The sequence below is a fragment of the Jannaschia seohaensis genome, assembly GCF_900116765.1.
Taxonomy (GTDB): domain Bacteria; phylum Pseudomonadota; class Alphaproteobacteria; order Rhodobacterales; family Rhodobacteraceae; genus Jannaschia; species Jannaschia seohaensis.
The window spans coordinates 1-14,401 of record NZ_UETC01000023.1 but is presented as its reverse complement, the minus strand read 5'-3'; the positions used below and the strand labels follow the sequence as shown (position 1 = coordinate 14,401).

Below are 14,401 nucleotides of genomic sequence, written 5' to 3'. Positions count from 1 at the left end.
CTACTGCCGCCCTTGTCGCTGGCGGCGCTACTGATTGCGATTTTCTGGCTGCAGCCCCGAACCATGAGCTATTTCGGGCTCAACCTGCTCCTGAACCTCGCGGTGCCCATCGCACTGGCAACCATCGCGCAGATGTTCATCCTCTGCGTCAACGAACTCGACCTCTCCATCGGCGGCTTCGTGAGCCTCGTGGCCTGCATCACCGCGACGTGGCTGCATGACACGCCGCTTCTGGGGATCGCCGCGCTTGTTGGCTTGATCGTCGCCTACGCACTGCTCGGCGCGCTGATCCATATCCGAAATTTGCCCTCCATCGTCGTGACGCTGGGCATGTCCTTCGTCTGGCTCGGCCTCGCTGTTCTGGTGCTGCCCACCCCCGGCGGCAAGGCGCCCGAGTACATCCGCAGCCTGATGACGCTGAAGCCGAGCCTCGTGCCGTTTCCGATCATCGCATCGGTGGTGATCGCCGGCGTCGTGCATCTCTTCCTGATGCGCTCGGCCGTCGGAACGGTGCTGCGCGGCGCGGGAGGCAACCCAAGGTCCCTTGAACGGGCGGGCTGGTCTCTCCTGAAGATCAAAATGTCGATGTTCGCACTGGCCGGCTTCTTCGGCGTTCTTTCGGGGATGGCGCTGGTCGGTCTTACAACCTCGGCCGATGCCAACATAGCCCTACGCTACACGCTGCTCAGCATCGCCGGTGTCATCCTTGGCGGTGGCGAGTTCGTGGGGGGGCGCGTTTCCCCGATCGGCGCCGTGATCGGGGCAATGACCCTCGCGCTTGCGGGATCCTTCCTTTCGTTTCTGCGCCTCAACCCCGATTGGCAGATCGGGGCACAGGGGGCGATCCTGATCGTCGTGCTGGCGCTCCGGGTGCTTATCAGCCGATCGGAGGCGAAAAGATGAAGCGTCTTGCGAGTCTCCTGAAACAGCCATGGCTCTGGGCTTGGGGCGGGGCACTGGCGGTCTGGCTCGCCACTGCCGCCTATACCCAGGGCCAGGGTTCGGGCCAGGTGCTATCGGCGGCGCTGACCTTCGGCGCCTTCTTCGTGATCGTGGCGCTGGGGCAGATGTTCGTGATCACTCTCGGACCCGGCAATGTCGACCTGTCGATCCCGGCATGCATGACCCTCGCCGGCACTGTATCGATGAAGGCGATGGAGGGGTCGGGCGCGATGCTTCCGATCGGTCTTCTGCTTGCGCTGGCCGTGGGTCTCGTGGTGGGGGGCGTGAACTACACGCTGATCCGCCTGCTTCGCATCCCCCCGATCATTGCGACCCTCTCGTCCAGCTTCATCTTCCAGTCGGCCGCGATCTGGTGGAACCGGGGCCTGCGTGTGAAGCCGCCGACGGCGCTTGCCGACTTCGCCACTGCGAAGGTTGCCGGCATCCCGGTCATCGCCATTGCCGTGATCCTGCTCGCCGCCTGCGGTCATGTCCTGCTGACTCGCACGGTCTATGGCCGAAGCGTCGTCGCCATCGGGCAGAACATGCGCGCCGCGCATCTGGCAGGCATCAAGGTCGAGCGTGTGCGGGCTGCGACCTACATGATGTGCGCGACGCTTGCGGGACTGTGTGGCTTCCTGCTGGCCGGGTTCTCGGGCGGCGCGGCGCTCAACATGGGAGAGGAATACCTGCTGTCGTCCATCGCAGTCGTGGTGATCGGGGGAACCTCGGTCGCCGGCGGCTTCGCAAACGTCCCCGGTCTGTGGGGCGCGGCGCTGTTCCTGTTCCTTCTGGTCACCATGCTGAACACCATGGGCGCCGGCGCGGGGCTGCGCATGGTGCTGACCGGGCTGATCATCATCGGCGTGATCGTCGCCGCGAGCGGAGGCAAGCGCAGAACCTGAAGGGAGACGGGACATGGCCCTTGTCGGTGACACCCACGAATATTTCGACCATCGCTTTCGTGACGTGGCGGTCCCCATCGCGGAAGTCGAGGTTCTGTTCGATGGCTGCCGATAGGCCGCGGGGCCCGTGTGGTTCAACGATCTTGGATGTCTGGTCTGGTCCGACATCCCCAACAACCGGATGCTGCGCTGGCTGCCCGCCCAGGGCGTGGGCGGGGGCGGGCCAAGTCCAACTTCGCCAATGGCAACACCCGCGACCGGGACGGGCAGCCCGTGACCTGCGAGCCCGGCGGGCGGCGCGCCGCCCGGATCGAGCCGGACAGCACGATCACGGCCATCGCGGATAATTACCAGGGCAAGCGGCTCAACTCTCCCAACGACGTCGTTGTGAAATCCGATGGCATGATCTGGTTCACGGGTCTGACCTGCGGGATCATGTCGGACTACGAGGGCCTCAAGGGCGAGCAGGTCCAGGCCGGTCGCTACGTCTTCCGGGTTGATCGGGCGAGATGGCAGTGGCGGCCGACGATTTCATCAAGCCGAACGGGCTGGCCTTTTCAACCATCGAAACGCACCTCTTCATCGCCGACAGCGACTTGTCGCACGACCCGGACGGACCGTACCACATCCGGGTGTTCGACGTGACCGGATCAAACAATCTCAAACGCTGCGAGGTCTTCGTCGAAGTCTCGCCCGGCGTTCCGGAAGGGTTCCGCTTTGACGACCGGGGCAATCTCTGGTCATCGGCACAGGACGGGGTGCGGGTGTTCGATCCGGACGGCAATCCGCTAGGGCGGATCAGGATGCCGCAAATGGCGGCGAACCTGACGTTCGGCGGGCCGCGACGGAACCGTCTTTTCATTGCATCTACCCAAACGCTCTGCGCGGTTTGTGTCGGCATATCGGGTGCACAGAGACCGTGACTATGTGTTTGCCAGCAACGTGACCTGAACACGCGTGTCTCGTGAACTGAGAATCTTGTCTCCGCTGCGGTGTCGCCGCCCCCGCGATCCTTCTGTTCCTGCTGGCCCTGCGCCGCTCCGGCGAGCGAGCCGGTCGGCTGGCCGAGCGGCTCGAGACCATTGAGAAAACCGGTGACGCTTAAACACGGATGCTCGAGGCGGCGGCGCATCGCCCTTGCTCTCGCGATGATCTGGCCGAGCGGCTGCGCACTGGTCGGCTCCAGCGGGGGCGGCGTCGGGACTCTCCGCCCATGATCGAATGCATCCAAGAGTATCAGTTACGGGGCGGCAGAGGAATTGGCTTTGCTGGGGGAGGAACCGGAGATAGCGGAGATGATTGCCGGCTCTGACGCGGTGCGGGAGCAGGCGAGGATTTTGTCTTGACGGTTCCGGTGGTCGCGCGGCCGCGTTTCCGGGACCCACCGACCGAACATCAGACGTGAGAAAACCCTGATCTGAATAGAAATCCCGATTGATCGCGTAGCGGCTCCCCGATCCAAACCACGGATCGGCAAGTGATTTCTCCCGAATTGCGTTCTTCGCCTACTGGTCTAGTGGCGAGCGCGAATGATGTCGGAGCCTTTTTCAGCCACCATGATGACCGGCGCGTTGACGTTGCCGCTGATCATCGAGGGGAAAACGGAGGCATCGCAAACAGAAAGCCCGTCCAGTCCATGAACACGCAGGTCCGGGCCCACGACCGCCCCCTCGCCGGGCCCCATGCGGCAGGTGCTCGTGGCATGCCAGATCGTGCTCGCGGTCTGGCGGATGAGATCCTCGATCTCGGCATCGGTCTCAAGAACCGGGTCTGCGGGGCCATCGCAGATCTCGTCGAAGGCCGGCGCGTTGAGGATCTCGGCGTTGCGGCGGTGATGGGCGATCATCAAGCGGAGGTCGTCGCCATCGGAGAGGTAGTTCGGGTCGATCAGCGGCGCGTCCAGCGGGTTGGCCGATGCCAGCATCACAGCGCCCAGGCTCCGCGGCCGGCAGATGTAGCCGCCGAGTGCCACGCCGCCCTGGCCGGATCGACCGGCGGGCCTGAGGAAGTCGGGCATCGACGGAGAGAAGATCGACTGAAACTGCGGAAACTCGGCGCCCGGATCGACGGAATGAAAGGCCACGGCGTCGATCTGCATCGAGGCGAGCCAGCCGCCTTTCGTGGTCTCGAACGCCTCGACCGCATCGGCGAAGCTCCGCGGCATCGCGCCGAACATGGCATCCGGATCCTTCAGGCGGCGGAACACGCCGTCCTGGGAATAGTGATCCTCGAGGTTCTGGCCGACGTCTGGATTGTCCAGCACGATGTCGATCCCATGATCTGCCAGATGCTCCGCCGGACCGATGCCAGAGAGCATGAGCAGATGCGGCGAGCCGATCGCGCCGGCCGCGAGCACGATCTCCGCCTCGGCCCGCAACAGGCGCGGCACGCGCCCACCCTCGAAACACTCCACCCCGACGGCGCGGCCATTCTCGACGACAATCCGCGTGACCAGCGTTTCCTTCAGGATCGTGAGGTTGGGCCGGTCCCGCACCGGATCGAGATAGGCCCGCGCCGTGTCGCAGCGCTCGCCGTCGCGGATCGTGAGCTGCATATGCCCGCATCCGAACTGGCTGGCACCGTTGATGTCGGGATTGTAGGGGATGCCCGATTGTTCCGCAGCCTCGAAGAAGACCTCGCAGAGCGGGTGCGCGTGCGGGTTGTGAGCCACGGACAGAGGCCCTTCGGTGCCGTGATAGGCATCGTCGAACCGGGCATTTGCCTCGGCCCGGACGAAATAAGGCAGGACGTCGTCATAGCCCCATCCGGTGTTGCCGCGTTGCGCCCAGCCGTCGTAGTCGCCCGCGTTGCCGCGCACGTAGATCATGTAGTTGAGAATGCTCGTGCCGCCGAGGGCGCGGCCGCGCGGATAGTCGATCACCCGGTCGTAGAGGCCTTTTTGGGGGATCGTGCGAAAGCGCCAGTCCGACTTGGTGTCCTGCTGCCGCGGGGCGGCGCCGGGAATGCGCGAGAGCACCGGATCGGCGGGACCGCCCGCTTCGATCAGGGCGACGCACGCATCGCCGCTCCCGCTCAGGCGATTGGCCAGCACGCATCCTGCGGAGCCCGCCCCGATCACGATAAAGTCGAACCTGTCGGTCATGGATTTGTTCCTCCCTGGCCGTGCAAACATGCGGGTGGCTGTCTTGGCTGCGCCGCCGTGATTGGGCCTGTCATGCCCGCTCCGCGATCATGTCCGCAGCCTTTTCCGCGATCATGATGACGGGCGCCTGCGGATGGCCCGTGTTCATCCGCGGCATCACGGAGGCATCCGCGATGCTCAGCCCGTCGAGACCGTGCACCCGCAGGTCAGGCCCGACCACGGCGCCCGCGTCCTGCCCCATCCGGCAGCTTCCAACCGGGTGCCACGAGGTCGACGAGACCTCGCGGATGTCGGCGATCAACGCGTCGTCGCTCGTGCGATCCGGACCCGGCGAGATCTCGCGCGGCGCCAGATCGGCAAAGGCCTCCTGCGCCACGACCCGCCGCGCGGCGCGGATGCAGGCGAGCATCGTCTGGATGTCGGCGGGGTCCTTCAGGTAGCCTGGGTCGATTATCGGCCGGTCGAGCGGATCGGCCGAGGCGATGGACACGCGCCCGGTGCTGCGCGGCCGCGTGGGAAAGCCGGAGATGGTGAAGCCGTGCCGGTCGGGCGGGCGCATCTCCGGCGCGCCGAGGCTGATGTAGTAGGGGATCATCAGCAGTTCGATGTCGGGCGCCTCGACGCCCGGGGCCGACCGCAGGAACGCGCCGGATTCGAAATGATTGGTGGTGAGCGGCCCGCGCCCCTCGGCATACTGGCGCTGCGCCTCAGCGAGTTGTTCCGCGGTCCGTCCGAAGAACGTCAGTGGCGCGTCGATCTCCCAGCGGCTGCGGTAGTGCAGATGATCCTGGAGGTTCTCTCCGACGCCGGGCAAGTCGTGCCGCACCTCGACGCCGACCTCCCGCAGCCTGTCGGCGGCACCGATCCCCGAGACCTGGAGGATATGCGGTGATCCGACAGACCCGGCGGACAGCACGGTTTCCTGCGCCGAGGCGCGCCGGACCTCGCCAGCCACGAGATAGTCGAGACCAGCCACGCGGGGCCCGTCGAACACGAGGCGCAGCGCCGTCGCACCGGTGACGATCGTCAGGTTGGCCCGATCCTCGGCGCCGCGCAGATAGGTGCGCGCGGTGCTGCCGCGCGCGTTGTCCTTCAAGGTTGCCGGAAAATATCCGCAACCGTCGATCTCGCCGCCGTTCAGGTCCGGGTTGAAAGGGATCCCGGCCTGCTGGCATGCGGCAAGAAACGTCTCGGTCAAGGGCGAGCGCTCGGTCTGCTCCGTGACGGAGAGGGGGCCTGCGTCACCGTGCAGGTCGCTCTCGCCCGGCGCCTGCCAGTTCTCGGCCTTGCGAAAGAATGGCAGCACGTCGTCCCAGCCCCAGCCCGTCGCCCCCAGCTGTTGCCAGGTGTCGTAATCGGAACGGTGCCCCCGCAGATAGATCATGTAGTTGATCGACCCGGTCCCGCCGATGACCCGGCCACGGGGGTAGGCGATCTGCCGCCGCGAGAGCTGGTCCTGCGGTGCGGTTCGGAACCCCCAGTCGAAGCGAGTATTTGGCAAGGCCCCGAAGGTGGCGGGCGTGGACACGCGGGGGTCCTCGTCGCTGCCGCCCGCTTCGAGCAGAAGAACGTGCCTCGCGGGATCTTCACTCAGCCGGCTGGCGAGTACGCATCCGGCGCTGCCCGCTCCGACGACGATGACGTCAAAGGTGGAAATGTCTGTCATGGTGAGGTCCTCTCTTCGTCAAGCTGCCAAATCTGGCGCCGGTTCTCTTTCGTGCGGCGGTAGAGCCATCGGTCCATTGTTCGGGCAAGGACGGCATCCCCGCTCAGGAACAGCCGGCCCTCATCTATCTCGCGGCCGATCGTTGTGCGGTTCAGGATGAGCGACGATAAGGATACGCGATCTGTCTCCACAAAGAGGTCGACATCGAACCCCGGAATGGACGAGCAAAGCTCGAATGGCGTCCCAGGTCGACTCAACACCGAATATGTATTGTATTCCAACTTGGGGTCGCTGAATCGGAACCAGATGACCACCTGACGGTTTGGCAACTGGTCCTGATCGATCAAGTCGCGCATGTGCCACATAAGGTTGGACACGTCTGCGTCCTTCAAGGCCTGCCGCGCGTCGGTATTACATTGCACCCATTTGGCCAGGGCATCCAAAGCAGGTTCCAGGTCGATTGCGCGCTGCGTGCGCAGATAATCCACCTGGCCAGTGGCCTTGTCCTTGATGCGTTCGATCAGACCTTGTGCCTCGAGTTCCTTCAATCGCTTCGTGAGTAGAGCCGGAGAGATATTGCCGACGCCGCGTTTGATATCGTTAAATCGGGTCGAGCCGCCCCACATTTCCGACAGGATTGGAATAGTCCATCCTGGCTCTAGAACCTCGCAGGCATGCGTGATCGGACAGACGATGCCGTAGGGTCTGGCCTTCATGGGACAGTCTCCTCCTGCCACCACGGTATCGCACTGGATTGCGCCTCGCCAGTTCAGAAAATTTACCGGGTGCAGTTCAGCCCGCGCACTACCCGTTTCTCCACACTTCTTGGCAGGCTTGCTTCATCGAAGCACGAAAGGAGCCAAGCCATAAAGGATCCCATTTTAACCGCACAACACGCGTATCTGCGCGACTTGGAGAAACGGATCGGAGCAACCTACAAGCCTACCCCTTCAGCCCAAAAGCGGACGGGCGTCAAAAATGCAAATCTCAGGGAACGATTTTCGTTGACGCGATCATAGCCATCGTCGAACTAATGCCATGGGGCGCCACCCCGATGTAAATGCAATTCTGCAGGAGAGACCAATAACAGAACCCGAAAGTTTTGCGGCGCTGGAAAGACGCGGCTGGGCAGAGGAAGCAACGGCCGTCGCCTATGCTCGGGATTTTGCGCTTGCCTCAGAAATGGCGGTGCCCGCGTTGGTTGCAGAGTGCGGGGCCGAACGCGGCGGCGCCCTTCTGCGACCGCAACCTGAGGAGAACGAGGCAAACATCAGAGCCGCGGTCGTGACCACAATTATTTCGAACCACGGACCGGAGGGGCCGTGGGGCATCCCATTACCCTCCGTGGTGATCTCCGGCCAGGCGCTCTGAGAGCCGGTTGGCTGGGCCGGCAGTACAATCCCTGGCCGAAGTGGCCAATCGGCAGCCCGGCACACGGTTGCGGAATGTCATGCTGCTGGCGCCCGATATCGGCATCTTCGAGCGCATCCTGCCAAGGATCCGCCACGTCGCGCAAAGCATGACGCTCTATGTCATGTCCGGCGACAGGCCGCTGGCGCTTTCGGCGCAGTTGCATGGCTACCCGCGTTTGGGCGAGGCCAGGAGCGACGTCTCTACCTTCGAAGGCGTGGAGGTCATCGATCTCAGCGATTTCCTAGCGAGGGCCTGACGGGGAATCTGTATCATATACACAGCAGAGCCGTGGGCCACGATCTGCGCCGGCTGCTGCATGCAGGCGAGCGTGCCGATGCGCCGGCCGGGCCTCGTTGCAGAGGGCGGAAATTTGTGGCGGCTGCGGCCCGCGCCACGGGAGTAGACGCGCCCCGGGTCAGTGGATCACATATTTGACGATCGCCAGCAGCACGCCGATCCCGCCCGAAAACACCGCCCCGAGGATCGCAGGCCCCATGCGCCGGTCCAGAACCCAGCCCGCCCGCGCACCGAGCCCCGCCAGCAGGATGACGTAAAAGACCTGGGACCACAGCAACGCGGTCTCGGCTACGATCCAGCCCTGCCAGGCGGCGAGGAAAAGGGCGGTTGGCACGTTGGCGACCGCCAGCGTCGGCGTGCTGTGACGCCATGCGGCGCGCCAACTGCCCCGCGTCAAGCGCGCCTTCGTTTCCAGCGCATGGGACAGAAACTCAGCGAAGGCCTTTGCCAGCGTGATCGCCAGCACAGAGCCGAACAGGGACCCGAGGCGAACTCCCGCCGATATGGGTCGCGGGCCGAGGCTCGGCAGGACGCCCGTCTCGGTCCCATGCCGTAGGCCGGGTGCGTCACCAAGGCGCTGGTCGAGGCGCTGGCCGTGGAACACGTCCGACTCGCGCCCTTGTCGGACGGGCGCGGAACGAGGCCCGTTCGCGTGACGACGCGCTGCGCCCAGTCCGAGAGGTTCCGGCCCGCCCGTGCCGCGACGGATATCGACGGGCTGTGATCGAAAACAGGCACCTGACAGGATCGGTCCGTCTGGATAACCTGCGCCGAGCCGGTTGCCCGACAGAATTGGGCCGGCGAAGGGGGGACGGACATGGCGACCCATTTTATGTGGCGCCCCATTTCATCGTGGACAGGCAAGATCTCGTGCCGGTCCTCCGGGCCAGGATCGTCCGAGAAGGCATTCCTTGAAAAGTGAGCTTCAGCGTGATCCCCGGCTCCGCCCCGATATGGTGTCCGGTCTGCTAGCGGTCGTCGCGGTGGGCGTCGTGATCGGCGCTCAGATCGTGATGCTCTCCCTGGCGACGGGCGCGGTGCTATTTGCGGGGCCGCTCTCGGAAGGGGCCGCGCTCGGGACGGCGGCGACCTTGGCGGGGGGCATGATCGCGACCCTCGTCATCGGCCTCATGGGCGCCGTGCCAAGCGCCGTTGCGGAGGTGCAAGAGCATGGCCTGGCCGCGCTCGCGACCACGCTCGCCGCGGCGGTCGCGCCGCTGGCGCTGATCGACGCGCGGATCTCCACGGCCTTCGCGATCATCGCCGCGACCACGCTCCTGACGGCCGCGCTGCTCTTTGCGATCGAACGCCTGCGGCTTGGGGCGATCGTGAGATACTTTCCCTATCCCGTCCTTGCCGGCTTCCTGGCGGGCTCGGGCTGGCTGCTGACCACCGCGGCCCTGGGCACCGTGCTCGGCACCAGTTCGGATCTGTCCGCATGGCGCGCTCTTGCCGATCCCGGAGCCCTCGCCCGCATCGCGCCGATGCTTGCCCTCGCGCTCGGGATGCTGATCGCCGCGCGCCTTTCGACGCAACCGCTGGTGCCGTTGGGCGTGCTGGTCGCGGCGCTCCTCGCCTATGCGGGCGCGCGGTCGGCCGGCATCGTGGAGGCCACGGCAGCGGCCGCGCCCGCTCAGGCGGCGACCTTCGCTCTCCCGGTGCCCGGGACGGTCGCCTGGGACCGCGTCCTGGCCGCCCTCCCCTCGATCGCGGCGGTTGCGGCGCTCAGCGTCGCGGGAGCATTGCTCAATATCGGAGCGCTTGCGACGGCGGTGCGCGCGCGCATCGACACGAACCGGGAACTTCGGATCACCGGCCTTGCCAATGTCGGCATGGCGACCGTGGGCGCAGGTCCAGGTTTCGTCAGCCTCGGGCTGACATTGACGGCTCATGGATTGCGGGTGCGTTCACGGCTCGTCTGCCTCGTCGCGGCTGCGGTGACAGGGGCGGCGCTTCTCTTGGCCGGGCCGATCGTCGCCTGGGTTCCGCCTTTCGTGACGGGTGGGCTGATCGCCTTTCTCGGGCTCGGATTCCTTCTGGATTGGGGCTGGGCCACACGGCGGCAGATGCCTTTGGGCGACTGGGCGATCGTGCTCGCGGTCCTGGCGGTCACGGCCGTGGCAGGGTTCCTTCCGGCGATCGGGTTGGGCCTCGGCCTGGCGGTGGCTCTCTTCGTGGTCGACACCATGCGCGGCTCCGTCATCCGCTTCGACCATCCGCTCTCGGAGATGCCGTCTCCGCGGGAGCGGGGGGTGGCCGAGCGGACCCTGCTCGACGTGGAAGGCCGCGGAACGCAGATCCTCGCGCTCGAAGGAAACCTCTTCTTCGCGACCGGCGAAGCGGCGCTGCGGCGGCTCCACGAGATCCTGCGCGGCGGAGCGCGGGGCCTCGTGCTCGACCTGTCGAGAGTCCATCTGATCGACGTGACGGTCGCAACCAGTCTCGCCGAGTTCGCCGCCGCCGCGCGCGACGCCGGACTCGACCTGTCGCTGGTGGCCGGGCCAGAAAATGTGGAGAGAGCCCTGGAGCGGTCCGGTCTCCCCGTCGACTGGCCCGTGCGCATGCCCAATCTGGACCGCGCGCTGGAGGCTGCGGAAGAATCCGTCCTGCGCGGAGTGGTCGATGAAAAGGCCAGCATCGACCCCTACGCCATTCTGCGGAAGGCGGTCCGGGGAGACGACGCGCTCATGGCGGCCGTCCTCTCCGAGTTCACGCGGATCGAGCTGGCCGAAGGCGCGCTCGTTTACGCGGCGGGCGACCCGTCCGATTGCATCTTCCTGCTTGTGGACGGTCGGGTCTGGATCGACGATCCGACGCGCGTCGGCTTCCCCCTGCGCCCGATGCGGGCGGGCACGGTGGTGGGCGATGTGGCGCTCCTCCTTGGTGAGCCACGCGCCGCGGACCTCCGCGCGCTCACGCCGACGACCCTGTTGCGACTAGACGCCGAGGTTCTGGCCCGGTGGGAGCGCGACGCCCCCGATCACGCGTTGGCCGTGCATCGCCTGATCGAGTTGACCCTGATCGAGAAGCTGCTCGCGACCAATCGCGCCGTGGCGCTGGCGCGGCGCTGACCGTCGCGGTCGGGACCGATGGCGCCTGGGCGCCGCCACGCGCAGGAGTGGGCCGCCGGCCAGATCACGGGCTTCCGAAATGACATCGTCGGCGTCGCCGCCGCAAACGACGGCACCGCCGAGTACGCGGCCAGCTGCGCCGACCTGGGGATCGAATGACGCAGGGCCGGCGCGGCGCCGGTCTCTGGCGCCGTGCATCTTGTCAGACGAGTAGACAATCATGACCGAAGAGAAGAACGGCCGTGAACACGGGCAACTGATCCTGGGACTGAGGGGCGTGCCGCATCCCGGACTCGTCGATCGCGGCTTTGTGGATTCGATCCATTTCCGCGATCTCTGGCACTGCGTATCGAGCTGGCCTCCCACCGCTTCGACCCGCCGGAAGGGTGCCGCCACTTGGCCAGAGGCCACCACCGCCGGCGACGCTCTTCCTCTCGATACGCCGCCGCCCTCGCCGAGTGACGTGGTCTCTGCACCAGATAATGGCCGGCCAAATTGGCCTGGCGGGGACTGATTCGTTCAATACCCCCTTGCAGAGAGATATCAGTCCGCCCCAGACCGCCTACCATATATCGCTTCAGGTCAACCTTTAGCACATCATATGGCGCCCACCCTCCAGGCCAAAAAGCGGAACGCAAAAAAAGTCACCATTAAGGCGAAAAAATGGCTATTATTGGAATAGCCTGCTTGTGGGGGTGAGCATCAATATTCGGCCACGCGCAATGTGCCCGCACGTGGAGTCCACCTTCCGAAGCACGCGAGTGTTTTGTGGTGGCTACTATGTCTAAACATAGGTCAGATTCACGTCCCGGATCTATTCTGCACCAAGCCAGCTTTCGCGTGACTGTTCTAGCCACGCATGCCCGTCAGGGCACGACAATTCGCAAAAATTTCCATCGATTTCCGGAAGACGCCTGGACTTGGCGGTCGCGCAGATCGGCTCATGGGAAGATCCCGCGAAGACCCCTTGATCCAGCCAGTCATACAAAGAACCTCGGGCGCCATCTCAAGGCGCCGACGTGGTCGCATGACGGATTGCGCCACGTGACGCACATCTTTCGCGAGGCCGGCAAGGCCGCTCCCGAGGCCAAGGCGCCTTCACCCAGCGGGGCATGCAGCAGGCGCGCGACATCTTTCTTGACTGCCGACGAAACCGGACCAGGGCGGTCCAAGGATGGGGTTAACCAATGACTATCATTACAAATGATCTGCTGATCAAGACAATCGTCGACGAAACCTTCGGCCTGCAAAACATTTTTACCGGAGATTCATCAGGAAATGATATCGACTGGGACGATCCGGCGAACTCCGCGATCGCCAGTTACTTTTCGTTCCTGTCGGACTCGCTCCTGCCATCATCGACGCTCCTGACCGACGTCGCGCTGAGTGGTTATAACGGCGAAAACACCGGCGAAAACGTCGTCGACGTCGATGCCAGCGCCGTGGGGACGGTGTCGGACCTCGAACTCGTCATCACCGGCGGGGGCGAGGGAAGCGACAGCGGCCTGACGTCTGGCGACACCTCGATCTATCTCTACACGCTTACGCTCTCTTCCGGCGAAAAGATCATCGTCGGCCGCCTTGGGACCGAAGGCGGGGAAAGCCCAGACAGCCCCAACCCCACCGGCGACATCGTCTTCGCCGTCAGCCTCGTGGAGCAGAAAAACAGCGAGGGCGAGATCATCGGGGCGAAGCTGGTGGTCGCGCAGTACAATTACAGCCTCGACAATCCGTTCCCCGGCGATGGCAGCGGTGGGACATATGACGAGCTCACCAATGACCTCGCCGGAAAGATCGGCGTCGCCGTAGAGCAGGAACTCTCCTTCGAGTCCGACGGCGTGCCCCCGAGCGCGCAGCTCTTCGTGATGTTCCTCGACGAGCAGAACGGCAACAATGGGATCATCGTGACCGGCAAGAATCCGGCCGACGAGTCCGCCCTCGACACCACCTGGAATACCTACGACACCGTCAATACGAGCGCCGCCGACCAGACGGTGGGCGACAAGCTGATCAAGACCACGATCGGCAGCAACGCCCAGATGATCAAGTCCGGCGACGGCGTCTGGTATTCCCTGGCTTCGGGCATCGATCCGAATTTCGCCGTGCCGTTGGCGACCAGCGGGACGAACCGCGAAGAGAGCAACATTCGTTATACGGAAACCTACTCCGCGGAAGAGGTGGATATCACCCTCACGCAGCTGCAATCGGGCAATACGGCGCAACTCCTGATCACCGGCATCAACTCGCTGAATTTCGACGATGAGGCGAACAATGCCGTGGACGCTTCGGATTACGTCAACGATCTTCATGACGATCTGGCCGATCTCGAGCATGGGCGCACGCAGGTCGTCGATGTGGTTGGGGTGCGCGTCTACGGCGAGATCCCGGGAAAGGGGAAGAACCCGGGGACACCGGTGGATGTCACCTTCACCCAGGCAGAGCTTCTTGCCGGCGCGTCCAAGGAAGGGATCTCGGTCAGCATCCAGGATGGCTCGGTTCTGGTGGAGGGGCTGATCGCGGGATTTACCGTTCAGACTACCTTCGACAGCGACGTGAACCGCGTTCTTTACGAAAACGGCGCGCCACTCGACAAGACACCGGGCGCCAAGGATGAAGCCGAGTTCGATCTGGGCGGCTTCCGGATCCTGGACACCAACACCGAGACGGTCGATGTCGGCTATTCGGTCGCCTTTTCGGATGACGGGCCCTCGGTCTCCGTCGCCGCCGACGGCGCCGAGCCGGGCGCGGTCTATCTGTTCGATGGCGACCTCGCGAACGGCAACTTCCAGGGCACCGACACCGACGCGGACGGCGTGCCCGATGCCGACGAGGCCCGCGACGGCCTCCCGTCTCCGAACGCGGCCACGGTGGACTTCACCGGCACCTTCAGCACCGCGACCGCGACCGGCGCCGATGGCGGCGCGTCCGCGACCACCTGGTCGCTGCTGCTCGGCGCGGCCACGGGCTCGGCGGTCCAGTTCAGCGGGGACACCCTCACCAGCGG

The 14,401-nt window shown here is 65.0% G+C and carries 11 protein-coding genes and 1 pseudogene; 8 read left to right on the top strand and 4 right to left on the bottom strand.

Annotated features, from left to right (window positions below):
- Nucleotides 1-12 precede the first annotated feature (12 nt).
- The 4 genes and pseudogenes from DTQ71_RS22195 (at nt 13) to DTQ71_RS24740 (ending at nt 2,770) form a co-directional block, all read left to right on the top strand.
- Complete coding sequence (locus DTQ71_RS22195; RefSeq protein ID WP_245947703.1) at nt 13-903, top strand: ABC transporter permease; 891 nt, start codon at nt 13-15, stop codon at nt 901-903.
- Complete coding sequence (locus tag DTQ71_RS22190; RefSeq protein WP_109566471.1) at nt 900-1,847, top strand: ABC transporter permease; 948 nt, start codon at nt 900-902, stop codon at nt 1,845-1,847. Before DTQ71_RS22195 ends, DTQ71_RS22190 begins: the two co-directional genes overlap by 4 nt.
- Before the next feature lie 147 nt (nt 1,848-1,994).
- A pseudogene (locus tag DTQ71_RS25045) lies at nt 1,995-2,264 on the top strand (SMP-30/gluconolactonase/LRE family protein); the annotation flags it as partial.
- A 92-nt stretch (nt 2,265-2,356) separates the two neighbouring features.
- Nucleotides 2,357-2,770: an SMP-30/gluconolactonase/LRE family protein gene (locus tag DTQ71_RS24740; RefSeq protein WP_281271269.1), complete on the top strand. Its 414-nt coding sequence runs from the start codon at nt 2,357-2,359 to the stop codon at nt 2,768-2,770.
- A gap of 590 nt (nt 2,771-3,360) precedes the next feature.
- Here the strand turns inward: DTQ71_RS24740 and DTQ71_RS22180 are convergent.
- The 3 genes from DTQ71_RS22180 to DTQ71_RS22170 all read right to left on the bottom strand — a co-directional run bounded on the left by DTQ71_RS22180 (nt 3,361) and on the right by DTQ71_RS22170 (nt 7,332).
- Nucleotides 3,361-4,950, bottom strand: coding sequence for a GMC family oxidoreductase (locus tag DTQ71_RS22180; protein WP_170125548.1), 1,590 nt, complete (start codon nt 4,948-4,950; stop codon nt 3,361-3,363).
- A gap of 70 nt (nt 4,951-5,020) precedes the next feature.
- Nucleotides 5,021-6,616, bottom strand: coding sequence for a GMC family oxidoreductase (locus tag DTQ71_RS22175; RefSeq protein ID WP_109566469.1), 1,596 nt, complete (start codon nt 6,614-6,616; stop codon nt 5,021-5,023).
- Nucleotides 6,613-7,332 (bottom strand): winged helix-turn-helix transcriptional regulator, encoded by a 720-nt coding sequence (locus DTQ71_RS22170; protein ID WP_109566468.1) that lies wholly within the window; start codon nt 7,330-7,332, stop codon nt 6,613-6,615. Before DTQ71_RS22170 ends, DTQ71_RS22175 begins: the two co-directional genes overlap by 4 nt.
- A 662-nt stretch (nt 7,333-7,994) precedes the next feature.
- Here DTQ71_RS22170 and DTQ71_RS24500 point away from each other — a divergent pair.
- Complete coding sequence (locus DTQ71_RS24500) at nt 7,995-8,285, top strand: alpha/beta hydrolase (protein WP_281271268.1); 291 nt, start codon at nt 7,995-7,997, stop codon at nt 8,283-8,285.
- 159 nt (nt 8,286-8,444) lie between these two features.
- Here the strand turns inward: DTQ71_RS24500 and DTQ71_RS22160 are convergent, their stop codons facing one another.
- Nucleotides 8,445-8,792, bottom strand: a complete 348-nt coding sequence (locus tag DTQ71_RS22160; protein ID WP_174900368.1) for a hypothetical protein — start codon at nt 8,790-8,792, stop codon at nt 8,445-8,447.
- A gap of 445 nt (nt 8,793-9,237) precedes the next feature.
- Between DTQ71_RS22160 and DTQ71_RS22155 the strand changes: the two genes are divergently transcribed.
- The 3 genes from DTQ71_RS22155 to DTQ71_RS22145 all read left to right on the top strand — a co-directional run.
- The gene (locus tag DTQ71_RS22155) at nt 9,238-11,397 is read left to right on the top strand and encodes a SulP family inorganic anion transporter (protein ID WP_146204918.1); all 2,160 of its coding nucleotides are present in this window, start codon (nt 9,238-9,240) and stop codon (nt 11,395-11,397) included.
- Between the two features lie 220 nt (nt 11,398-11,617).
- Complete coding sequence (locus DTQ71_RS23915; RefSeq protein ID WP_211317176.1) at nt 11,618-11,911, top strand: hypothetical protein; 294 nt, start codon at nt 11,618-11,620, stop codon at nt 11,909-11,911.
- 673 nt (nt 11,912-12,584) lie between these two features.
- Nucleotides 12,585-14,401: hypothetical protein (locus DTQ71_RS22145; RefSeq protein ID WP_109566466.1), on the top strand; the 1,817-nt coding region annotated here is incomplete at its 3' end.

Bases quoted from the DNA above. Each gene is read 5' to 3' on its own strand.
- DTQ71_RS22170 (WP_109566468.1), bottom strand. From the start codon at position 7,332: ATGAAGGCCAGACCCTACGGCATCGTCTGTCCGATCACGCATGCCTGC.
- DTQ71_RS22180 (WP_170125548.1), bottom strand. From the start codon at position 4,950: ATGACCGACAGGTTCGACTTTATCGTGATCGGGGCGGGCTCCGCAGGA.
- DTQ71_RS23915 (WP_211317176.1), top strand. From the start codon at position 11,618: ATGACCGAAGAGAAGAACGGCCGTGAACACGGGCAACTGATCCTGGGA.
- DTQ71_RS24740 (WP_281271269.1), top strand. From the start codon at position 2,357: ATGGCAGTGGCGGCCGACGATTTCATCAAGCCGAACGGGCTGGCCTTT.
- DTQ71_RS22175 (WP_109566469.1), bottom strand. From the start codon at position 6,616: ATGACAGACATTTCCACCTTTGACGTCATCGTCGTCGGAGCGGGCAGC.
- DTQ71_RS22190 (WP_109566471.1), top strand. From the start codon at position 900: ATGAAGCGTCTTGCGAGTCTCCTGAAACAGCCATGGCTCTGGGCTTGG.